Annotated in this window: 19 protein-coding genes and 6 pseudogenes; 8 read left to right on the top strand and 17 right to left on the bottom strand. The window is 70.1% G+C overall.

Annotated elements, in window-relative coordinates; all coding sequences use genetic code 11:
* Window position 1 precedes the first annotated feature (1 nt).
* The 10 genes and pseudogenes from fabD to ACFVJQ_RS22920 all read right to left on the bottom strand — a co-directional run.
* Entirely contained in the window at window positions 2-2,434 is a 2,433-nt protein-coding gene (fabD, locus tag ACFVJQ_RS22965; protein ID WP_385786298.1) for an ACP S-malonyltransferase, read from the bottom strand.
* Window positions 2,435-2,464: 30 nt separating this feature from the next.
* A complete protein-coding gene (locus tag ACFVJQ_RS22960) occupies window positions 2,465-3,286 on the bottom strand; it encodes a DUF6039 family protein (protein WP_385786295.1) in 822 nt (273 codons plus the stop codon).
* A gap of 43 nt (window positions 3,287-3,329) precedes the next feature.
* Window positions 3,330-4,175 (bottom strand): hypothetical protein, encoded by an 846-nt coding sequence (locus ACFVJQ_RS22955; RefSeq protein ID WP_385508713.1) that lies wholly within the window; start codon window positions 4,173-4,175, stop codon window positions 3,330-3,332.
* 39 nt (window positions 4,176-4,214) lie between these two features.
* Window positions 4,215-5,393 carry a class I SAM-dependent methyltransferase gene (locus ACFVJQ_RS22950; RefSeq protein WP_385786292.1) on the bottom strand — a complete coding sequence of 393 codons (1,179 nt, stop codon included), beginning with the start codon at window positions 5,391-5,393 and terminating at the stop codon, window positions 4,215-4,217.
* Window positions 5,394-5,410: 17 nt separating this feature from the next.
* Window positions 5,411-6,697 (bottom strand): cytochrome P450, encoded by a 1,287-nt coding sequence (locus ACFVJQ_RS22945; RefSeq protein WP_385786289.1) that lies wholly within the window; start codon window positions 6,695-6,697, stop codon window positions 5,411-5,413.
* Between the two features lie 202 nt (window positions 6,698-6,899).
* The gene (locus ACFVJQ_RS22940) at window positions 6,900-8,477 is read right to left on the bottom strand and encodes an ABC transporter ATP-binding protein (RefSeq protein ID WP_385508710.1); all 1,578 of its coding nucleotides are present in this window, start codon (window positions 8,475-8,477) and stop codon (window positions 6,900-6,902) included.
* Complete coding sequence (locus ACFVJQ_RS22935; protein ID WP_385508709.1) at window positions 8,474-9,289, bottom strand: ABC transporter permease; 816 nt, start codon at window positions 9,287-9,289, stop codon at window positions 8,474-8,476. Before ACFVJQ_RS22935 ends, ACFVJQ_RS22940 begins: the two co-directional genes overlap by 4 nt.
* Window positions 9,286-10,269 carry an ABC transporter permease gene (locus ACFVJQ_RS22930; RefSeq protein WP_385508708.1) on the bottom strand — a complete coding sequence of 328 codons (984 nt, stop codon included), beginning with the start codon at window positions 10,267-10,269 and terminating at the stop codon, window positions 9,286-9,288. The genes ACFVJQ_RS22935 and ACFVJQ_RS22930 overlap by 4 nt, the downstream gene beginning before the upstream one ends.
* Window positions 10,269-11,816, bottom strand: coding sequence for an ABC transporter substrate-binding protein (locus ACFVJQ_RS22925; protein WP_385508707.1), 1,548 nt, complete (start codon window positions 11,814-11,816; stop codon window positions 10,269-10,271). The genes ACFVJQ_RS22930 and ACFVJQ_RS22925 overlap by 1 nt, the downstream gene beginning before the upstream one ends.
* A 145-nt stretch (window positions 11,817-11,961) precedes the next feature.
* Window positions 11,962-12,441: pseudogene (locus ACFVJQ_RS22920) on the bottom strand (substrate-binding domain-containing protein); the annotation flags it as partial.
* Window positions 12,442-12,443: 2 nt separating this feature from the next.
* Here ACFVJQ_RS22920 and ACFVJQ_RS22915 point away from each other — a divergent pair.
* Window positions 12,444-12,706, top strand: a pseudogene (locus ACFVJQ_RS22915) (RidA family protein); the annotation flags it as partial.
* A 467-nt stretch (window positions 12,707-13,173) separates the two neighbouring features.
* Window positions 13,174-13,794 carry a DinB family protein gene (locus ACFVJQ_RS22910; protein ID WP_385786284.1) on the top strand — a complete coding sequence of 207 codons (621 nt, stop codon included), beginning with the start codon at window positions 13,174-13,176 and terminating at the stop codon, window positions 13,792-13,794.
* A 185-nt stretch (window positions 13,795-13,979) separates the two neighbouring features.
* Here the strand turns inward: ACFVJQ_RS22910 and ACFVJQ_RS22905 are convergent, their stop codons facing one another.
* Entirely contained in the window at window positions 13,980-14,192 is a 213-nt protein-coding gene (locus ACFVJQ_RS22905; RefSeq protein ID WP_385508705.1) for a hypothetical protein, read from the bottom strand.
* A gap of 347 nt (window positions 14,193-14,539) precedes the next feature.
* Window positions 14,540-15,493: a zinc-binding dehydrogenase gene (locus ACFVJQ_RS22900; protein ID WP_385786281.1), complete on the bottom strand. Its 954-nt coding sequence runs from the start codon at window positions 15,491-15,493 to the stop codon at window positions 14,540-14,542.
* Between the two features lie 77 nt (window positions 15,494-15,570).
* Between ACFVJQ_RS22900 and ACFVJQ_RS22895 the strand changes: the two genes are divergently transcribed.
* Entirely contained in the window at window positions 15,571-15,969 is a 399-nt protein-coding gene (locus ACFVJQ_RS22895; protein WP_385786278.1) for a winged helix-turn-helix transcriptional regulator, read from the top strand.
* Between the two features lie 90 nt (window positions 15,970-16,059).
* On the opposite strand, the pseudogene ACFVJQ_RS22890 reads toward ACFVJQ_RS22895, so the two are convergent.
* A pseudogene (locus tag ACFVJQ_RS22890) lies at window positions 16,060-16,212 on the bottom strand (GCN5-related N-acetyltransferase); the annotation flags it as partial.
* Window positions 16,213-16,313: 101 nt separating this feature from the next.
* Here ACFVJQ_RS22890 and ACFVJQ_RS22885 point away from each other — a divergent pair.
* The 3 genes and pseudogenes from ACFVJQ_RS22885 to ACFVJQ_RS22875 all read left to right on the top strand — a co-directional run.
* Window positions 16,314-16,826 (top strand): annotated as a pseudogene (locus ACFVJQ_RS22885) (RHS repeat-associated core domain-containing protein); the annotation flags it as partial.
* Between the two features lie 49 nt (window positions 16,827-16,875).
* Window positions 16,876-17,904: a hypothetical protein gene (locus ACFVJQ_RS22880; RefSeq protein WP_385786275.1), complete on the top strand. Its 1,029-nt coding sequence runs from the start codon at window positions 16,876-16,878 to the stop codon at window positions 17,902-17,904.
* Window positions 17,905-18,019: 115 nt separating this feature from the next.
* Window positions 18,020-18,350: pseudogene (locus ACFVJQ_RS22875) on the top strand (transposase family protein); the annotation flags it as partial.
* A 116-nt stretch (window positions 18,351-18,466) separates the two neighbouring features.
* Here ACFVJQ_RS22875 and ACFVJQ_RS22870 read toward each other — a convergent pair.
* Window positions 18,467-18,841 (bottom strand): MerR family transcriptional regulator, encoded by a 375-nt coding sequence (locus tag ACFVJQ_RS22870; RefSeq protein WP_385514040.1) that lies wholly within the window; start codon window positions 18,839-18,841, stop codon window positions 18,467-18,469.
* A gap of 44 nt (window positions 18,842-18,885) precedes the next feature.
* Here ACFVJQ_RS22870 and ACFVJQ_RS22865 point away from each other — a divergent pair, with 44 nt between their 5' ends.
* Window positions 18,886-19,767 carry an NAD(P)H-binding protein gene (locus tag ACFVJQ_RS22865; RefSeq protein ID WP_385786272.1) on the top strand — a complete coding sequence of 294 codons (882 nt, stop codon included), beginning with the start codon at window positions 18,886-18,888 and terminating at the stop codon, window positions 19,765-19,767.
* A 237-nt stretch (window positions 19,768-20,004) separates the two neighbouring features.
* On the opposite strand, the gene ACFVJQ_RS22860 is transcribed toward ACFVJQ_RS22865, so the two are convergent.
* The 3 genes from ACFVJQ_RS22860 to ACFVJQ_RS22850 are packed head-to-tail and all read right to left on the bottom strand — an operon-like array spanning window position 20,005 to window position 21,109.
* On the bottom strand, window positions 20,005-20,235 hold the full coding sequence (locus tag ACFVJQ_RS22860) for a hypothetical protein (RefSeq protein ID WP_385786269.1): 231 nt from the start codon (window positions 20,233-20,235) through the stop codon (window positions 20,005-20,007).
* Window positions 20,211-20,639: a transposase gene (locus ACFVJQ_RS22855; protein ID WP_385786266.1), complete on the bottom strand. Its 429-nt coding sequence runs from the start codon at window positions 20,637-20,639 to the stop codon at window positions 20,211-20,213. Before ACFVJQ_RS22855 ends, ACFVJQ_RS22860 begins: the two co-directional genes overlap by 25 nt.
* Complete coding sequence (locus ACFVJQ_RS22850; RefSeq protein WP_385786263.1) at window positions 20,564-21,109, bottom strand: winged helix-turn-helix domain-containing protein; 546 nt, start codon at window positions 21,107-21,109, stop codon at window positions 20,564-20,566. Before ACFVJQ_RS22850 ends, ACFVJQ_RS22855 begins: the two co-directional genes overlap by 76 nt.
* 66 nt (window positions 21,110-21,175) lie before the next feature.
* On the opposite strand from ACFVJQ_RS22850, the pseudogene ACFVJQ_RS22845 reads away from it, so the two are divergent.
* A pseudogene (locus tag ACFVJQ_RS22845) lies at window positions 21,176-21,364 on the top strand (integrase core domain-containing protein); the annotation flags it as partial.
* Window positions 21,365-21,400 lie beyond the last annotated feature (36 nt).

The following is a 21,400-nucleotide window of genomic DNA, read 5'->3' as shown; positions in this document are numbered from 1 at the left end:
GTCAGTCTCCTGGAGTGGCAACGGACCAGGCGCGCAGCGAACCGTCCAGCAGCGCGGCGGCTCCGGTCATCAACAGCTCGGCGATGGCGTCGACATGGCGGTTCCGCCACGCCTCCAGCGGAGTTCCGGCGACCAGGCGGTTGAACGCGCCCATCGCCGGCCCGCAGTGGATCTGGTAGTTGACCTGCTCTCCCGGTACGCCGCCCAGGGCCAGCCGCGTGGAGTGGACGAAGTACCAGCGGAACACCTGGGCCATGCGCACCTTGGGGTTCCGCTCCGCGCGGGCCAGCTCGTCGGGTCGGTGGTCGCGCAGATAGGCGCCGGTCTCGGCCCAGATGTCGTCGAACGACCGCCGGAAGTACCGTTCCTCCAAGGTCTGGCGGGTCGATGCGTCGATCTCGTCGAGCCCGTCGTAGCGGCGGTAGAGCTGGTAGAGCTTGTTGGCGCGGGCGGGGAACAGGGTGCTCCTGCGCACGACCTGTACGCGCGCGCCGAGTTCGAAGAGGTCGCCGGCCGGTGCGTAGGTGGTGTCCTGCACGTCGAGCGTGGCGAGCAGGTCCTTGACGGCGTCGGAGGTGCCGGCCTCCGGGGAACACTGGTTGACCGAGCCGGTGACGACGAAGTCGGCGCCCAGCACGAAGGCCGCGGCGACCGACTCGGGCGATCCGAGGCCGCCGGCCGCGCCGACCCGGACGGCACGCGGGTAGCGGTGCTCGGCCATCAGGGAGTCGCGCAGCCTGATCATGGCCGGCATGAGTGCGTACGGGCTGCCCGCGTCGGTGTGCCCCCCGGAGTCGGCCTCCACGCACACGTCCCCGGCCACCGGCAACAGGGCGGCGGCCTGCGCCTCGGCGGAGCTGAGGGCGCCCTCGGCGACCAGGGCGTCGAGGAGCGGGCCGGGCGGGGGACTCAGGAACGCCGTGGCCACCTCGGGACGGGACACCTTGGCCAGCACATGCCGTACGGCGACGGGCGTGCCGTCGGCCGTCCGGTGGGCTCCGGCGAACCGGAAGCGCACCACGGGCGCGGTGACCCCGGTGAAGGCGGCGGCCTCGACGAACCGCACGTCGTGCTTGAGCAACAGCTCGACCTGTTCCCGCTCGGCGCCCGGACTCTCCGGAGCGGCAAGCAGGTTGACCCCGAACCGGGCACCGGGCCCGAGCCGGTCGGCAATCTCCCGGATCGCCGAGTCGACCTCGGCCGGAGTGAGGCCGCCGCTGCCGAAGTAGCCCATGAGTCCCGCGCGGGCCATCCGGACCACCAGATCCGTGGAGGCGATCCCCTTGTACATGGACCCGGCCAGATAGGCGTGCCGCAGCCCGTAGTCGGCACGGAACTCCGCCGAACCGAGCCGCTCGGGACGGACCGTGCAGGGGAGGGAGCCGGCGATCGGAGCCGGGGTGGGCGGGGGCGGGGTCGTCGTGCCCGTAACTGACGGGCGCGCGGGCGCTGTTGGCGCGCGCGGTGGGATCGCGGGCGCGGATTCGGCGCGGGGCGGGGCCATGACCCGTGCCGATTCAGCGGTGGGCGGTGCCATGCCCCGTGCTTCCGCCGCGGTCGGCGTGTGAGCCGAGGGCCGTGCCAGCGCCGGCTGGGTGCGAGCCGCCTCCCAGAGGCCGGTGAGCGTGCGGCCGGGGCCGATCTCGACGAACTCGGTCACGCCCCGGTCCAGCAGCAGGCTCATGCTCTCCCACCAGCACACCGGTGCCGCCACCTGGCGGGCCAGCAACTCGCGCACCCCGCCCGGCGGATAGGGCCGCGCGGTGACGTTGGCGATGACCGGGATACGCGGATCGGCGAAGTCGATCCCCGCCAGGAAGGAGTCGTACTCAGCAGCGGCCTGCGTCATGTAGCGGGAGTGGAACGGGGCGCTGACCTGGAGCGGGACGCACCGGACCGATGCGTCCGTCCGCAGCGCCTGCGCCGCCCTCCGCAGCGACTCCTGCGGCCCGGCGAGCACCACCTGGCTCGCCGAGTTGCGGTTGGCCGCGTCCACGTCGTCGATGCCCGAACGCTGAAGCACCTCGTGGATCCGGTCCGGATCGGCGCCGAGCACGGCGAGCATGCCGCCGCCACCGGCCCGGCCCATCAGCTCACCGCGCCTTTGCACCAGCCGGACGCCGGTGGCGAAGTCGAAGCACCCGGCGGCGAACAGCGCGTCGTACTCCCCGAGACTGTGGCCCGCCAGACAGTCCGGCGCCGGATGGTCCTCCAGCCGTGCGAGAAAGCCCAGCGCGTTGACCACGAACAGCGCGGGCTGCACCGAGCGGGTGTCCTTCAGGCCCGGCTCGGCGCCCTTGAGACACACCTCCCGCAGCGAGTACCCGAGGATCTCGTCGGCCTCCCGGACCAGGCCGGGGTAACGGTCGAGGACGTCGGCTCCCATGCCGACACGCTGCGCCCCCTGTCCCGGGAACGCCCACACCACGGTCATGCGTCTCAACTCCGCTGTGCGGGGGCCCGGTTACCCGTCCTGCTCCGGCGACTGCTGCCGAGTGGCGTACAGACCCCAGTGGTGCGGCGTCAGGGCGGTCACGGTGAGGCTGCCGTCGACGAAGGTGCCCGGCCTGCCCTCGACGGCGAGCGCGTCGCGCAGCCGCCCATGGACGGTGAGGTCCTTGAGATGGAGCAGCCAGTGCACCCGGTCGTCGTCGCCGAACGCCTCGTCGAACAGCGTGACGGAGGCCTCGCCGGAGAACCTCTTGTTCACGGTGTCGGCGAACTCCCGCGCCAGCTCCCGCCCTTCGGCGAGGAAGCCGTGCCCGATCCGTGCCGAACGCAGCAGCACGATGCCGGCGTTGGCCGAGTTGAGCGGCTCCTCGGCACGCTCCGCCCACGGCAGCAGCACGTTCGAGCGCACGCTGCCGTCGACGAACAGACGGTCCCAGGCCCCGGCGCCGGTGCCGGCCTCGACCCGCTCCTTGGCGATCGACTCGCGGAAGGCGCGGTCCCGGTCGCCCATCTCGACCATGTCGTAGTAGGTGTCGAGGGACTTCAGATGGATGAGGAAGTGGATGCGGTCCTCGAAGCCGAAGGTCTCCTCGTAGACGAACGCGGTGGCCTTTCTGGTCTGCTGGGAGTTGACGTGCTTCGCCACCTCCCGGGCGAACATCCGGCCCTCGTTGCGGAATTCCGACTTCAGCTGGCCCACTTTCTGGACCACCACTCCGGCGTTTCCGGAATGCAGCATGTCGGCGGGGGCGAGTTCGGCCTGATGGGCGGCCGGCGGAACGATCTGGGCTCGCCGCTCCTCGGCCTGCGCCGACGGCGTGAATGCGTTGTTCATCGTCGGACCGCTCTCTTTCTGCTCGTCCTGTCGGCTTTGAACGCTAGGCCACAGGGTCGCCAAAAGGCTGCTCAGTTTGGAGCAGCCCCTCGATGGTCCGGGCGACCTCGGGGGTGCGCATGAGCTCCAGATGCGGAATGTCGAAGTCGATGACCCGGGCCACCAGACCGGCGCGCTCCTCCTCGGGGAACGCGTCGAGCCCGAAGCCCTCGGTGGCGGAGTTCAGCGCCGTCGCCGCCCGCCACGCCGGACGCGGATCCAACTCGGCCCCGGCCGCCAGCCAGTGCAGATAACCGGCGAATATCTCGGCCAGTTCCCTGCTGCGTTCGCCGGTCATTCCGCCGCGCTCGCACGCGTCGGGAAGAATGCGCCGGCACAGCGTGCCGAGTTCCGCCGCGAGATCGAGGGGTGTCTTCGCGGAGGCGTCGGCGTCGCGGCCGGCCCTGACGGCGGCCTCCACCGCCTCCGCGGTGAGTACCGGGCTCAACCTCGCCGTCATGAATCGCTCGTAATGCCCGATCACCATGTGGCGTTCGGCCAGATCCGGGTCGATGAGAATGAGCAGCGGTGTTTTCTGCCACCGCGAGATCTCCTCGATCAGCGCCGCCGCGTACACGCTTCCGCTGCAGAATCCGATGACCGCCCGGACCGGAAGCCGGCTGTCGCGGATGTCGCGCACCCAGCGCGCGACGTGATCCGCCGCGCTCATTCCGGCCTCGTGCCCGTAAGGCGGAGGCATCGTCTCCCAGAACGTGAGGTCGGTCCGCAGTGCGGTGACGAGTTCGGTGAAGGTCGCCGAGGGGCGTCCCGCGGTTCCGAAGTCGGCCGCGACGACGAGTTCGCCGTCGCCGGACCGACGCAGCACGCTGTGGGCGGCGGGTGTGCTCATGGGTTTCTGCTCCTGGAATGGGATGAGTGGCGGCGGAGGTCACTGCATGCGCGGCACGTTGACCAGAGGACGGCCGGGCTCGTCGACGACGTCGGCCGCGAGTCCGCTCGCCCGCGAGAGGGGCGCCAGCACCGCGTCGTACCGGGCCGACTCGGAGTACGCGGGCAGGCAGTGGCAGGCCAGCCCGCGCTCGGCGGCGACCTCGCGCAGAGCCGCGGGACGGATACCGGCGGTGCCCGCCGCCCGGGCCCGCGCCAGCAGGGCCGTGACGTCCACCCGCTCCTCGTCGGCGAGCCCCCGCACCGTGGTCAGCGCCGTGACCGGCGGATCCAGGTCGGGATGGACGATCCCGGTGACCGTCACCGGCAGTTCGCCGGCCGTCGTCTCGTCGACGAGCCGCTCGGCGTCGCGGGAGTCCCAGGGGACGCGGGCCGTCGCCCCGGGGCTGACGAGGCCGGGGCCCGCCGGGCGCAGCCGCACGTCGTAGCGGAACAGGTTCATCTCGGTGTCGTACGCCCCCGGCTTCAGCCGGATGTCGGCCACCAGTGAGTGCTCGGCGGCGAAGGCGGGGAAGAACGCCGGGTCGATCACCAGCTCGCGCTCGCGGTCCGCCATCGCCGCCAGCCGGCCGCGCACCTCGGCGGCGCTCAACTCGCCGGGCTCCGTGGCCGCGAGGACACACAGGCGCAGGGCGTCGCGCAGCGGCAGGCTGTGCACGTCGCCGAGGAACACCGCGCCGCCGGGAGCGCAGGCCCGTACGGCCCGGCCGAGTGCGCGGCGCAGATAGCCGGCGCCGGGGAAGTGGTGGACGACCGAGTTGAGGACCACGACGTCGAACCCGCCCGGAATGTCGGGGGAGTCGGCGTCCGCGACCCGGAACCGAGTGCCCGCACGGTGCCCGTAGTCCCGGTTCATACGGGCGACGGCGGTGGCCGAGATGTCGGTACCGACGTACCGCTTCACATGCGGCAGGATCGCCTCCACGACCAGGCCGGTCCCGGCGCCCAGCTCCAGCACGCTCTCCGGCTCCAGCCGCAGGATCTCCTCGGCCGTGCCCCGCAGCCACTCGGCGGTCTCCGCAGCGGAGTAGTTCTCCCCGGTGATGCTGCTGCGCCAGCCGGAGAAGTCGGCGCCGGAGGAGTCCTCCGCGCTCTCGTAGACGGCGTCGTAGATCGCCGCCCACTGCCGGACGATCGCCGTCTCGTGGTCGATGCTCATCGGCGTCACCTCCCGGGTCACCGGCCGACGGCCGCGTCGAGCCTGACGGGAAACTCGACGAGGCCCCGCATGATCCGGGTCGGCCGCCAGCGCAGCTCATCGGCGGGACAGGCGAGCGACAGCCGCGGGAAGCGCTCGATCAGCATCCCGATCCCGATCTCGCCCTCCATCCGGGCCAGCGGCGCTCCGACGCAGTGGTGGATTCCATGGCCGAAGGCCAGATGCGCGTGGTCGGCGCGGGTGACGTCCAGCCGGCCGGCCTCGGCGAACCGTCCCTCGTCCCGGCCGGCCGCGGCGATCGACAGGGCGACGATGCCCCCGGCGGGGATCACGGTGCCGGCGACCTCGACGTCCTCGACGGCGACCCGCATCGTGGACAGCTGCACAGGAGGGTCGTAGCGCAGGAACTCCTCCACGGCGCCCTCGATCAGTTCCGGCTTCTCGCGCAGCATCGCCAGCTGCTCCGGATGGTCCAGCAGCGCCAGGACCCCGTTGTTGATGAGGTTGACCGTGGGTTCCTGGCCCGCGCTCATCAGCAGCATCACCGTCGAGACCAGCTCGGTCTCGGTGAGCCGGTCGCCCTCGTCGGTCGCGTGGATCAGCGCGGTCAGCACATCCGCACGTTCCTCGCCGGCGTCCTGAGCCCCGGACCGTTTGTCCTGGATGAGGGAGGTGAAGAAGTCGCGCATCGCCGCGTACCCCTCGGCCTTCGTCATCGCTCCCGGGGCCGCTCCCCCCGGGGCGGTGAGGATCGCGGTGGCCCAGGTGCGGAAGGACTCCCGGTCCAGGTCGGGGATGCCGAGGATCTCGCACATGACCGTGGTGGCGAGCGGATGCGAGTACGCCTGCACCAGGTCCACGGTCCCGCCGGCCTCCCGGGCCATCCGGTCCAGCAGTCCGGCGGCCACCTGGCGGATCCGCGGCCGCATCGCCTGGACCCGGCGGTTGGTGAACGCCTTGCCGATCAGCTTCCTGAGTCGGGTGTGGTCCGGCGGGTCGGTGTTGGCCACGTGGTAGAGGTAGTCGGCCCGGTCGCCGGGTTCCCCGGAGACGTACCCCGCCTCACGCAGCTGCTCCCAGGCCCGGGTCGGGTCCTTGGAGAATCGGGGGTCGGCGAAGACGTCCCGGGACTCGGCGTAGCCGAGGACGAGCCACCGGTGCAGTCCGTTGGGCTCGCGTACGAGGTGCACGAGACCCTCGTCGCGCAGTTCCGCGTAGATTGCGTACGGATCGGCCTGTGATCCCGTGGACAGCTCCCGTACGGGCCTGTCGATTGCGGATCCGGCCGGGGACGGCTCGACCATGGGCGCTCCTTGACTCGGTGGCGGGGAGTCTGTGGCTGGCTCGGCCATCGTCGTCGCCGAGCCCCGGCCGGTCTGTCCCGGATTGAGCATCGGCGGGAAGCGCCACGGATCGAGCATCGGCGGAAAGGCCCGGTATCGAGCGTCGGCGGGAAGCATCCGGGATCGGGCATCACCGGCGAGTGCCGGTCAGCCGGCAGTACCGTCAGCCGGAACCGCTCAGCGTCTCCATCGCGCCCGCCGCCGACGCCTCGACCAGCGTGCGTGTCCACGGGTGCTCCGGCGAGGTGAGCACCCGCTCGACCGACCCCTCCTCGCAGACCACGCCGTCGTGCAGGGCCAGCACCCGGTCGGCCACCCGGGCCAGCACGCCCAGATCGTGGGTGATCACGATCACCGCCAGGCCCAGCTCCCGGCGCAGCCGCGTGACCAGCTCCAGGATCGTCGCCTGCACCCGGGTGTCGAGGCTGGAGGTCATCTCGTCGCAGATCAGCACGGACGGCGCCGCCGCGAGCGCCCGGGCGATGGTGACGCGCTGGACCTGGCCGCCGGAGAGCTGGGACGGGTAGCGGTCGGCGAACTCCGGGCCGAGCCCCACCAGCCCGAGCAGCCGCCCGAGTTCGGCGACCGCGTCGGCCTTGCTCATGCCGCGCAGACGCCGCAACGGCCGCGTGATGGCGGCGCGGACCGTCCGGCGCGGGTTGAGAGATCCCGCCGAATGCTGGGGGATCAGCTGGATGCGCCGACGCTGCTCGGCCGTGCGGTCGCGGATGCGGTCCGGCAGAACCTGACCGTCGAGGCTGACCGTTCCGGCATCCGGCCGGTGGGTCCCGCTGACGCAGCGCGCGAGGGTGGTCTTGCCGCTGCCCGACACCCCCAGCAGCGCCAGGCACTCGCCCGGCGCGACGGTGAACGACACCCCGTCGACCACGATGCGACGGCGTCCGTTCTGCCGGTGCCCCGCCCGCACGCCGTCGACCCGCAGCAGCGGCCCATCCACGCCGGCGGGCGCCGCTGGTGGCCGCCGGCGCACCTCGGCGACGGTCGGGACAGCACTGATCAGCTCGCGGGTGTACGGCGCCGCAGGCTTCTCGAGGACGTCGGCCAGCGGCCCGTCCTCCACCACGCTTCCGCCATGCAGTACGACGAGCCGGTCGGCCACGATCCCCGCGGCGGCCAGGTCGTGGGTGACCAGCACGAGCGCCGAACCGCGGCGCGCCACCAGTTCGTCGACGCGTTCGAGGACCAGGTTGCGGGCCACGGCGTCGAGTCCCGTCGTCGGCTCGTCGACGACGAGCACGGCGGGATCCGAGGCGGAGATCCTGGCCAGGGCCAGGCGCTGCTGCTGGCCGCCGGAGAGCTGGTGCGGATAGCGCCGCAGCAGCCCGGGGTCGTGGGGCAGGCCGACATCGGTCAGGCGGCGCAGCAGGGCCGAGTCCGCCCGGTCCACGGCGAGTTCGGCGAGCTGGCCCCGCACGCGCAGGGTCGGGGTGAGCGCGGAGGCGGGATCCTGCGGCAGATAGGCGACCGTGCTGCGGCGCAGCGCCCTGAGTTCCCGCGGGGCAAGGGCGAGCACGTCCACGCCGTCGACGAGAACCCGGCCCCGGGTCACCCGCAGTCCCGGCTTGATCTCGCCGAGCAGCGCCAGCGCCAGCGTGGTCTTGCCCGCTCCTGATTCGCCGACGACGGCGACCCGTTCGCCGGGCCCCGCCTCCAGTGACACCCCGTCGAGGACACGACGGCCCGCCGCGTCCTCGACCATGAGGTTCTCGACGCGGATCACCGGTCCAGCCTCGCGGCGAGCCGGTCCATCCCGAGGTTGGCCGCGACCGCGAGGACTCCCAGGCAGACGGCGGGGACCACGACGGCCCACGGGGTGAGGGTGATGCCCTCGATGTTCTCGCTGATCATGGCACCCCAGTTCGGTTCGTCCTCGCCGAAGCCCAGGAAGCCCGCGGCGGAGGTGAGAGCGACGGCGATGGCGAGCCTGGTGCCTGCGTCGGCCAGGATGGGGCGCACGATGTTGGGCAGGATCTCCCGGGCCAGCACCGAGGGCGCGCTCTCGCCCAGCCCCACGGCCTGTTCCACGTATCCCTGCCGCATCACCTGGGCGGTTGCCGCCCGGGAGATCCGCGACACGAACGACACCCCGGTGACGACGACCACCATGACCAGGACGGCGGACGAGTATCCCCAGCCGTGCAGCAGGACCAGCATCACCAGGATCGGCGGCAGCGCCAGCAGGGCACCGTCCAGCCGCGACACCAGCGCGTCGACGAGACCGCCGAGGTAACCGGCGAGCATCCCCAGCACGGTGCCGAGGACGGTGGTGAGCAGGACGGCGAGCACGGGAACGACGATGAGCGAGCGGCCCCCGTTCAGGACCCGGACCCACACGTCGCGCCCCGCGTGGTCGGCACCCAACGGCATCCCGCCCCCCGCTTCGGCGTACGGCGCGGCGACGATACGGCCGGGATCGTCGCCCACCAGCCAGGGCCCGGCGATCGCGATGCCGACCACGGCGACCGCCGGCAGGACGAGGACCAGCCGGACCAGGAACCGGGCGGCCCGGCGCAGTTGTGCGGTCGTGGTCATGAACTCCCCGTCCGTGCCCGGGGATCGGCCAGCAGGCCGATCACGTCGGCGATGACGAAGGACACCAGGATGATCGCCGCGAGCAGTAGCCCGACCCCTTCGAGGACCGCGATGTCGTGGTTGTTCACCGCCGACAGCAGCACCCTCGACAGGCCGGGATAGTCGAAGACCACCTCGACCACGGTCGTGCCGCCGAACAGGCCGCTGATCAGCCAGCCGAACACCTGGGCGTTGGCCGGCACGGTCGTGGGCAGCACATGCCGCCACACCACCTGGTGCTCGGGCAGTCCGGCCAGCCGGGCCGCCCGGGCGTTCGGCGCGCTGTTGGCGTCGGCCACGGTGGCCCGGACGATCCGGCCGGCCCAGGCTGCGGCGAACAGCACGATCGACGCGACCGGCAGCACCAGGATCTGCGGCCGGTCGAGCGGTGTGCCGCCCAGCGGTGGATGGGACACCGCGGGCAGCAGCCCGAGGGCGCCGGAGAACAGCAGCACGAGCAGACTCGCGATGACGAAGCTGGGCACCGCGACGATCACCAGGCTCGTCCCCGACAGCATCCGGTCCAGCAGGCTGCCGGGCCGCAGCCCGGTCGCCACCCCCAGCAGCACGGCGAGCACCACCGTGCCGGCGCCCGCGATCAGCACGAGCAGCGTCGTGGACCACAGCGGCTCGGCGACGACCTCGGTCACCGGACGCCTGGAGATCAGGCTGGTGCCGAGATCGCCGTGCAGCACCCCCGTGATCCAGTCCGCGTACCGGACGGCCAGCGGCCGGTCCAGTCCCCACTCGTGGCGCAGGGCGGTGATCTCCGCGTCCGTGGCGCTGCCTCCGAGCCAGCTGCTCGCGGCGTCGCCCGGCACCACCGACGCCCCCGCGAACAGCGCCATCGACACCACGAGCAGCGTCAGGAGGGTGGCGCCGAGCCTGCGCGCCACGGCGAGGAGCAGCTTTCGCGCGGACACCGCGGATATCGCGGACATCAGGGCATGGTCGCCTTCGCCTGGTCGAACAGCTGGGTGGACTGGCTCAGGCGTACGCCCTCGACCCCGGGACGGGTGGCGTCGAGCTGCTCCTGGAAGCCCCACACCAGGTCGCCGCCGTTGTCGTAGAACTCCTTCTGCAGGTCGTCGAAGGCCTTGGCCCGGGCCGCGTCGTCCACCAGGACCTGCGCCGCCGCCAGCTTGCGCCAGTGGTCGGGGCCGGCTCCGGTCACGTTGAACACGGCCTGCTCGGTGGTGGTCGCCGAAAGGTGCAGGGCCGCGGGGCGGTTGACGTAGTAGAAGACCTGGAACGGGTGGCTCGACAGCCCCTTGAGATCGGCGTAGTAGGTGTCGACCGGCACCTCCTTCACGGTGAGCTCTACGCCCGCCTCCTCCAGCTGCTGGGCGAAGAGCTTGGCGGCCGACAGCATGCCGGGCACCACGTCGGCTGCACGCAGGGTCAGCTTGGTGACCTTGGCCTCGCGGAACAGCTTGCGTGCCTCCTCGACATCGCGCTCGCGCTCGGCGAGCCCTGTCGCATACCCCGGAAGGTCCTTGCCGACGACGTCGTCGCCCTGCGCGCCGAATCCCATCAGCGCGTGCGACACGAGCGCGGGCCGGTCCGCGGCGAGCCGCACGGCCTTGCGCACCCGGGGGTCGTCGAACGGTTCGAGCTTCTGGTTCATCGCGAACGACAGCGCGTTGGAGTTGGCGATGCCGCCGCGCTCCATCCGTATTGCGGGGTTCTTCTTCTCCGTCTGGGCGCCGGTGGCGCTGATGCCCACCGCGTAGTCGATCTGACCGTCCTTCAGCGCCGCGAGCCGGGCGGCCGGGCTGGCGATGCGGTTGATCTCCAGTACGGGGATGGAGGGCTTGCCGTCCCAGTACGAGGTGTTGGCGGTGAGCCGGACGATACGTGCGTCGCTCTTGCCGTACTTGTACGGGCCCGACCCGATCGGCTTGCTGAAGTCCTTGGTGCCCTCCGGGAAGACGACCGAGAACACCGCGAGCACCGACTCCTTGAAGTCGGCCCTGGCCCGCTTGAGCGGGACCTCAAGGGTGCGCTCGTCGACGACCTTGATCTTCGCCGTGTCGACGTCCGCGTAGACCGACGCCCGGTTGCTCGGCGGGGCCGCCAGGGTGCGCATGCTGTAGGCGACGTCCGCCGCGCGGACCTTCTTGCCGTCATGGAAGAGCACGCCCTCACGGAGCTCGACCGTCCAGCGGGTTCCGTCCGCGTTGGGCTCGACGGACTCGGCGAGCTTCAGCTTGTACTCGCCGTCCTCCAGCGTCACAAGGGAGTCGAAGACATGCGCGGCGACGATGGAACTCGCGCCGGCGCTCACCGTACGCGGGTCGAGGCCCGTGGTGTTGGTGGCGTCGGCGGCGGCGACTCGCAACGTGTCGGCCGCCGCCTTTCCGGCGCCCTTCTCCTCGGGGGAGGACGAGGAGGAGCAGGCCGAGAGGCTGATCACACTCGCGGCGATGGCCAGCAGTGCTCTGGCCTTGAGCGAACTCCGGAAGGGCGAGCCAACGCCTTGCGTCATGACGGTTCAATCCTCACATGTGCGCCGCCGGCAGACCGGCCACGGGAATCAGACCGTGGAACTCTCCCCCCTGCCCATGTCCACCGTCTGCGCAAATGTGTGCACCGGAACCGGCCTTGCGCTTCTGTGACGAGCCCGTCGACCGTCAGTCCGGCGCCGGTCCGCTGGTCCCTCGTACCACCAGCTTCGGATCCGGCACCGCCTCCCGAGGCTCCAACTCCTCGTCGTCCAAGCGGTCCACGGCGAACCACACCGCGTACTCCGCGATGAGGACGGCGTCCTGACGGACCGTGGTCAGACCGATCGGCATCAGATGGGAGAGACGGCTGTCGTCGTGGCCGACGACGGACAGGTCGCGCGGCACCTCGACGGCCGCTCGTGTCAGGTTCATCAACAGGTCCATCGCGCAACGGTCGTTGCCCACGAGAACCGCCGTCGGCAGCGGGCGGCCGCTCTTGCGCTCCGATCCGGCGGTCAGCAAGGCAAGGGCCTCGTCGTGGTTCAGACCGGTGAGCTCGGTCCGGAAACCGGGCGACAACGCGAAACCGCCGTACCGGCCGCGTTCGGCGTAGACCGGGACGCCGGCCGCGGACAGCGCCTCGATGTCGCGCAGCACGGTGTGGGTCCCAGCATGACGGTGACATGGCGGCGCAGTTGGCGCTGGGCATCGACAACCTGGAGGCCGTGCTCGGCGAGGCCGGCATGTCTCTCGCGAACGTCGTCCGGCTCAACGTCTATACGACCGACGTCGATCTGCTTTTCCAGCACTACGGCGTGCCGGCGGCGCGGTTGGGCGCCGCCGGGGTGGCGCCGACCACCACGATGCTCGGGTGACGCGGCTGGCGATCCCCACCCTGATGGTCGAGCTTGAGGGGACCGCCGTCGCGTGATGCGACCTCGCCGCCTCTGCTATCGGTGCGTACCCCCGACCCGGGTGATGCCCCGTACCGCCACGATGCCCAGCGCGGGACAGAGGGTCGGGAGGTTTCGTAGCCGCCACCTCAAAGGGTGAGCGCGCTGAACAGCAGGTCTCAGTGCCGCTGCACAAGTACTGCTGATGCGAAGTCAGCTCTGAGAGTGCCGTGAAATCTGAGACCTTACAGCGAGTGTGGGGTCTCATCGGTCGTGTCCTTGCGACGATGCTGAGAGCCGGGGGGGCTTCACCAGGCGTCTCAGTAAGTGCTGTCCCGCAACTGCTGGGCGACACCCGTGACGTCGTTCGCTGAAGCGCAGTCTGGGCGGGTGAATCTCTTCGGTCAGCTCTGCTGAGGTCCCTGAGAAATGGAGATGCCTCTGTAGTGCCGGCTGTGCCAGGCTGGCGGTTTGTCTCTGGACCAGTTCGACACAGGAGCTTCTGATGACGACACCGTCCCGCCTGTCTCCACTGCTGGAGCAGTTCGACTTTGCACGCGAGCGTCTTACCGACCGCATGACAGGGCCGGTCATGGACAGCGGCGACGGGGCGGATACCGAGGTCGGCCCCATGACCGACGAGGAATACCTCTGGGAACCGGTACCTGGCTGCTGGTCGGTACGGCGACGCGTGGACGGGCCGGGACCGCGCGCGACTTTCCTGGCCGGCACCGGCGACTGGGGACGCGACGCCGCCTCCTACCCGCATCCCTGGCCGCCGCCCTTCACCACCATCGCGTGGCGCCTGAGCCACCTCAGCGAAATGCTGGCCCTGCGCGCCGACCACACCGCTGGCGGACACGCGCTGACCCGGGACGACTACCCCGTCAGCGGGGACGCCTCAGGGGCGGTCGCGGCCTTCGACGCCGGTGCCGCGGCCTGGCGGAAGGCGCTGCTGAGCGCCGACGACACCGCGCTGGACACCGTGGGGTATTGCACCTACCCGCACGGCAGCGACTCGGAGGAGCCGTTCATCGACATCGTGTGGTGGGTCAACCAGGAATTGCTGCACCACGGGGCCGAGATCGCCCTGCTGCGCGACCTCTACCGTGCCCGACGACACTGACCCCCCGTCACCACCGGCTTGCGCGGCGCGGCAGCCAGATCTCGGTGCTGGGAAAAGCCGCGCGAAGCTGGGGTGTTCTGCCTCCCGCGCCCCAGGAGGCGACCTCGCGTCCGGAGCGAGCATGGGAGCACTTCAGCCTGCCCGACCACGAACTTCAGGGCGAAGGGCGAGATGCTGCTGGCCACCTACACCCGCGTCAACGCGCGTTTCACCGCACGAGTGTACGAACTGGCGAACGCAGGCGAGGCGGAGGGCTGCACCATCGCCGAGATGCTGCGGCAGGCGTTAGCCGAGCTGATCCGCTCGACGACGTCCACCGTGCCGAATTCCTGGTCCGTCTCGCCTTCGCGGACCAGGCCGCGCACAACGCCCGCCTTGCCGCAGTCCAGAAGGAGCACTTCACAGGCATCCGCTCACGCGTCGCCCAGGCCATCGCCCAATGACACGGTATGCGGCGAGGTTCCTGACGCCGCTGGCACACCCGAACCGGCGGTCCTCGTCACGCTGGACGGCCAACTCGGCTGCGTATTCAGGGGAACCTGCCCACGCGCACAGCGCAGCCAGGTACCGGTTCCCAGAGGTATTCCTCGTCGGTCATGGGGCCGACCTCGGCATGCCCGTCTTCACCGACCAGGTGTGCTGTCCCGGGACGTTGGTGACACGCGTGCTGGGTACTTGAAGAGGTAGGGGCTTTCTGGGTTCGGTGTGGATGTCATTTGGCTCCGCACGTGATCGTCCGGCCGGACTAGCCCCGCGGAGAAGGTCCCGGGGCGTGCAGCTCACCGGATGCCGTCTCCAGGACAGCTTTTCCGGAGATCCGACGACCGCGAAGCGCCTCGGCCGCCTCGTCAAAGCAGTCCCAAGATCCTTGCCAGCCGATCTCGACGGTGAGGGCCCCCTCAGCGGCCAGCTCGGTGAGAATGGCCAGGTCAGCGCCGGTGTCGCCCTCGATGACGAAGGAGGTCAGCGACTTGGCCGGGCCGACGGTCGCATACGGCGGAAAGACCGCCGGCTCCCCGGATGTCCAGCCGACGCTCTGCACGCTCCCCCCGGGAGCGAGCAGGTTCCATGCCGCGACCAGCTGGGGGCCGCCGACGCTGTCGATGACCACGTCGACCGGTCGCTCGAGTCCCTCCAGGCCGATCAGCACCTTGTCCGCGCCGGCCTCGGCCAACCCCTCCCCGCGGCCTGTCGAGCCCACGGACGCGATCACGTGAGCACCGGCCCGCGCCGCCAACTGGACGGCGAACCGGCCGACTCCCCCCGAGGCACCGGTGACCAGCACCCTCTTGTCCGGACCGAGCCCGGCGGCCCGCAGCGAGCGCAGTGCCGCCACTCCGGCGACCGGCAGAGCAACCGCCTGCGCCAGGTCCAAGCCCTTCGGCACCTTGGCGAGCGCACCCACGTCGATCGCGACGCGCTCAGCGAACGCCCCCGAGGTCAGGGCCACCACCCGGGTGCCCACCACCGGGCCGGTGCCGTCGGCGGCGGCTTGAACCACCACCCCGGCAGCGTCCGAACCGAGCACCGCACCCATGGGGACCCGACCGGAGCGGGCGTCGTTGAGGTCGCCGTAGTTCAACGAGGCGTGGGAGACGTCCACCAGGACCTGGTTCGGCCCGGGCACGGGGTCAGGCACCTCGGCGAGACGGACGGCGGCGGGTGCGGACGGATCGACGACGAGAGCACGAACAGGCATGTCTTCCCCCTTGGTTCACGGCTTGTAACAGCAGTCATCATCGATAACCTTGCTGCTCATCGGAAGGAGGCACTTTCATGTCACGCAGTCACACCCGTGTTACTGATGCACTGAGGGACGAAGCCTGCCCGGTCACTGAGGTGCTCGACCGCGTGGCGGGCAAATGGAGCATCGGGATCCTGATCGCCGCCGCCCACGGCCCGGTCCGCTTCACCGAACTCGAACGCTCCATCAACGGCATCAGCCGACGAATGCTCACCCTCAACCTGCGCAGGCTGGAGCGGGACGGACTGCTCGTTCGCACGGTGTATCCGACCGTGCCGCCCAAGGTCGAGTACAGCCTCACTCCCATGGCCCGGGAGCTCCACGCCTCGCTGACCGGGCTGGTGGGCTGGGCCGAGCGTCACCGGTCCGCCATCGCCGAGGCCCGGGCCGCCTATGACACCGCGGCGGAGCAGGAACCCCACGCCGGCTGAACGGGCCCGGACCGGCTCTCGGGCTTCCGCGATTCAACGACAGCCAGCGGGGAGCGAAGGGCCCACCCTGGCGTCAAGAGACCTGCATGATTACCAGGACAGGTCCTGGATGATCTCGATGCTCAGCTGGAAGCCCAGTTCCTCAAAGCCCAAAGAGGCCGTAACACGCCGGGAGGCAGAAGGCCGCGCACGCCATTGCGGCAGCAGCCCGGCAGCGAGGGCATGTGCGACCGTCGCTGAGCCCTGCCGCTGACGTACGTCACACGCGGCAGTGGCTACGTCCTGACCGTCGAGGACCCCACAGCGGCCTCATACGCCAGTTCGAGCCGGCACTACCGCTACGACCACCGGGCCGCCGCACCGCCAAGTACCGCCTCGACGAGGCCGGCCAGGCCGTCGACGAGACCCGCTTCACCTGGGACGGCGCCCGCCTGGCCGAACAGACGACGACCACCGTCGGCACCACCCTCACCTGGGACCACGACGGCTTCCGGCCGCTGGTCCAGTACGAGCGCAAGCCGTTGTCCGGCGAGGAGGTCGACTCCCGCTTCTTCGCCATCGTCTCCGACCTGGTCGGCACCCCGACCGAACTCGTCGACCAGGACGGCGCGATCGCCTGGCGCAGCCGAGTCACCGTCTGGGACACCACGGCCGTCAACCCGGACGCCACCGCCCACACCCCGCTGCGCTATCCCGGCCAGTACGCCGACCCGGAAACCGGCCTCCACTACAACTACTTCCGCCACTACGACCCGGAGACCGCCCGGTACGTCAGCCCCGGCCCGCTGGGCCTGATGCCAGCGCCCAACCCTGTCGCCTACGTCGACAACCCCCTGGACCTGTACGACCCCACCGGCCCCGGCTCCGCTGTCCGAACCCGCCCCCGACCTACGGAAGCCTCGGCTCATGCCCCGTACCACCCCGCCCCGCCCCGTCGACGTGGAAGCGGTCTTTCCCGAACTGGCCGCGCTGCGCCGCACCGCGACCCGGCTGCACCCGCGCCGCGGCACACCCACGGCCCAGGACAGCTCCGTCGGCGGACCGATGCTGTGGCCGGCCGACGAGCCCTGGCCCGTGTGCACGCTCGCGCACAAGCGCGGCAGCGGCCACCGCTACGCCGATGTGCTGCGCGAGCGCGAGATCCTGGAACGGGCCTGGCGGCGCGATCCGCGCTCCGGCCCGAACGCCGAGGAGGCCGACGAGCTCGCCCGCTTCAAGCGCGGCCGGCACGCGCCCCACCTGGCCGACACCGACCCCATCCCGCTGATCGGTGTGGCCCAGCTGTACCGGCGGGACGTGCCCGGCCTGCCCGACACCGGGGCAGGGGATCTGCTCCAGGTGTTCTGGTGTCCCTTCGAACGGCACGGCGAGAGCCGCCACGAGTTGCACGTCGAACTGAGGTGGCGGCGCTCACGGGATGTCGGCACGCCGCTGACCGAGCAGCCGGTTCCCGAGGTCGTCGGTCGTCCCGAACTCGTCCCGTCGCCCTGCGTCCTGCACCCGGAGGAGGTCATTGAGCACCCGTGGTTCGAAGAGCTTCCCGAGGACGTGCGGGAACGCATCGAAGCATGGGAGGGGCCGGAGGACGAGGACCAAGACGAAGAGGAGAACAAGGGCGAGGGCGAGGGCGAACAGTACATCTACGACCTGTCAACGGCCCCCGGCTGGAAGGTCGGCGGCTACATCGCCTGGAACCTCACCGGACCCGCGCGCCTGGCCTGCTCGGTCTGCGACGCGGAGCTCACCCCGCTGCTCACCGCGGACCAACGGGAATGGGACCCCGCCACCACCAGCTGGGTCCTCTACGAGGACCGGCAGGACATCGGGGTCATGGGCGCCAACGTACCGACGGGCGTCTCACCGGGCCGGGGCCGGCTGATCATCGCCGTCTGCCCCCGCGACCCGCACCACCCGTTCCGCCTCGTCACTCAGTGAGATCTTTCAGCGTGGCCACTGATCGGGTGACAACGTAGCCGTCCGCAACGGACAAGGCTCCTGTGCCGTTGAGGGAGGTGTTCGAAGTCTCAACCCACTGGCACAGGAAGCCGCGTTGGTTCCGTATTCTGCCGCACTCGACCTGCCGCAGGCTTTGGTCGAGTGGGTCACGATGATCATCGTCATTCGCGAGGGTGACCGCCGCTGCAAGCTCCCGCCGCACCAGCGTGCGCTGGTCGGCCTGGTGTACCTGCGCAGGCACGACAGCTCGCGCAGATCGCCGTCGGCTTCGGTATCTCGGTGGGCACCGCCCACGCCTCTGCGCGAGACCGATCCCGACTACGTCCTGCTCGACAGCGCTCTCGCCGAGTGCGACCGAGTCGGCGACGGCCGTGCCGACTACTCCCACAAGCACCCGCCGACACGGGGTGAACGTGCAACGTGTTGCGGGTCATGACGTTGATGACGGCGAAGTGGCGACACACTGCTGCCGTGCAGTGGGATGAGGGAGAGAGACCGAAGAGGACTGCTCGGCGCTCGGGCTTCCCAGCCGGAGGGCGGCTCAAGCTTCACGCACGAAAGTCGCACAGTCCGGGCAGTCGTCGAGATATCGATGCCGACACTCAACGGTGTGTTGCAGGAAGGTAATCGCCTGCTGTCTCTGGATGACTTCACTTTCGAGTGCCGCGATCTTCGCCCTCACGACCGCCTGTGCCGCCGACTTCGTCGGCGACATGGCGGCGGTGACCTCGGGCAACGAGAGCCCGACTCGCCGCAGTTTCAGCACGGTGCGTGCCTGCTCCAGAGCCTTGTCGTCGTAGATGCGGTACCCGTTGCCGTCGCGACGCGCGGTGAGGGCCCCAACGTCTTCCCAGTGCCGCAGCACGTGGGCTTCGATTCCGAGTTCTGCGGCTACTTCCCCGATCGTCTTCACCACACGCCCTTGCCTTCATGTCGACCTGAACCCTTAGCGTCTCGATCATGCTTGATACCACTCGCTCCGCGGGCACCCGTCACCGTTCATCGATCCTGGTCACCGGCGCAGCCGGCAACCTCGGCCGTGAGGTCGTCGACCGTCTCCAAGCACACGGCGCGCGCGTGCGAAGCCTCGTGCGCCATCAGACTGGTCCGCGCCCCGGAGCCGAGTCGGTGGTCGGCGACCTCACAGACCCCACTGTTGTCCGCGAGGCGCTCGTGGGCATCGACGCTGTCTTTCTCATCTGGCCACTGCTCGATTCCGCCCCTGCCCACCACCTGGTTGCGGAACTCATCACTGCGGCACCCCGTGTCGTCTACCTGTCCACGACCGCCATAGACGACGAAGCCTCTCGCCAGAGTGATCCGATCGTTCAGGTACACGCGGACATGGAAGCCCTGCTCCACGATGCCGGTCTGCGGCCCGTGGTACTGCGCAGCGACACATTGGCATCCAACACCCGTGGCTGGGCACCACAGTTGCGGGCGGGCGACGTAGTGTCAGGCCCGGAGGCGGCGCGCACAGCCGTCGTCGACGAGCGCGATGTCGCTGATGCGGCCGTAGCCGTGTTGCTCGCGCAACGCGACCAACTGGACCAGGGCTTGTACGTGTTGACAGGACCCGAGGTCCTCAGTCGCGCCGACCAGGTCGCTCACCTCGGTGCTGCTCTCCGGCGCCGTCTGCGTTTCCAGGCGCTCCCCGCTGACCTCGCGCGATCACAAATGCTCGCAGACGGCCGTCCCGAGCCGCTGGTGGAAGCGCTGATCGCTGCCTCGATGCGGCGACCAGAGTCAAACTGCACCACCGATCATGTCGAGCGCCTTACCGGCCGACCGGCCGGCACCTTCATGAGGTGGGCCATCGACCACGCGGCCGAGTTCAGCTGACGAAAACTGCGGCACGCCTCACCAGGCCATTACGGACGTGCTCGATGACCTGCACGGGGCGTCGGGTCAGCCATCGTTCGATTTTCGACAGGAAGGCATCCATGGCGCACGCCAACGCTCCGCTGTCCACCGAAGGTTGGCCTTGTAACCAGGGGCGGGAGTCGTTTCGACGTGACTGTGGGAGTCACCTTCTGACCGAGTTTGGGATGTCGGTTTGTTTTGACGTCACCCGAGTACTCAGGTTGAACTCGTGGAGTCCGACGGACCTGTCGCGTCGTAACCCATGATCAGGCCGGTGGGTGGCAGGCAGCCGTCGATCAGGTGGGGCCGGTACTGGATCTTCTTCAGCTTCCGCTTGATCACGCGGGTGAGGTGCGCGAGATCAGCCGCGGCGAAGTCGGCCAGGTGCCGCTTGAGCAGCGACCAGATCTCCTCGGCCGGGTTCAACTCCGGTGCGTAGGAGGGCATCTGGACGAGCTGTAACAGTCCTTGTGCTCCTCGGCGAAGTCGGCCAGCTCCTTGACCAGGTGCACGTTCAGATTGTCCCAGCACCCCACCACGGGAGTGCCGAGCTGCACGTGGGTCATGACGATCAGGTCGCGGTACTGGCGCCAGGTGAACGCCTTCGGCTCGCCCCGGCGCCCGTGCCAGATGTGCAGCTTGAAGAAGAACCGGGAGCGGTATCCGGCGCGGTAGCAGACCACTCCGGCGATGTTGACCCGTCCCCGGTTGCGGCCGCGTACCCGCACCACCGGCCGCTGTCCGCGCGGGGCCCAGGTGCGTCCCTTGGACGGCCTCAGCCCCTGGCCGGTCTCGTCCTCGAAGCAGATGTGGGCGCCCAGGTGGGCCGCGGTCCTTTTACCTGCGGCCACACCTCCGTCTTCCACACCTCGATCGCCTCCTCGTCGCGCTCCAAGGCCCGCCGCACGGGGACCTGGGCGCTCCAGCCGTGCCGGCGCAGCAGCTTCCATACGCCCTGGATCGTGTAGCCGACGTGGAACATCCGCCCGATCAGCAGCTTGACCCGCTTCAGCGTCCATCCCTGAAACTCGTCGTCAAAGCCGTGCGCGAGCGGACCGCGCCGTAACTCCCGCTCCAGCCGCTGCCACTGCTTCGGGCTCAGCCGCTCCACCGATGCCGGCCCCCTCGAGCGCAACGCATCCGCACCGCCCTGCTGCCACGCCCGCCGCCAGCGACGCACCGACCGCGGCGTCACCCGCAGATCCCGCGCGACGGCCTCGGTTTTCTCACCACGAGCGAACCGCTCAGCCGCCTGGAGACGCACCCGCTCCCGCTTCTGCTGCTCCTTGGGCGTCAGCCCGCCCCCATGCGCGTACCGCATGACGACGTCGTACCGCAGCGATCAAGAACCGTCACGGCCTGACGGACTCCACGAGTTCAACCTGAGTACAACCGGATCATCGCCGAAGAGTTCCTCTACGCCCGCACCTGGCTGTCCGAAGCGCAGCGCCGCGAGGCCCTGGGAGTCTGGAATATCCACTACAACTACCACCGGCCCCACGGCGAGGCAGGAAGGCAGCCGCCAGCGGCCCAGCTACGCGAAGGCGTAACCAACGTCCTGCCCTCCTGCACTTAGACCGTGTCCTACGTGGTGCGCCATCGATGCTGCTTC

Origin of the sequence: Streptomyces sp. NPDC127197 (assembly GCF_042672405.1) — a bacterium.
Classification (GTDB): Bacteria; Actinomycetota; Actinomycetes; order Streptomycetales; family Streptomycetaceae; genus Streptomyces; species Streptomyces flavusporus.
The sequence above is the reverse complement of the archived record's forward strand: the minus strand, read 5'-3'. Positions and strand labels throughout refer to the sequence as shown.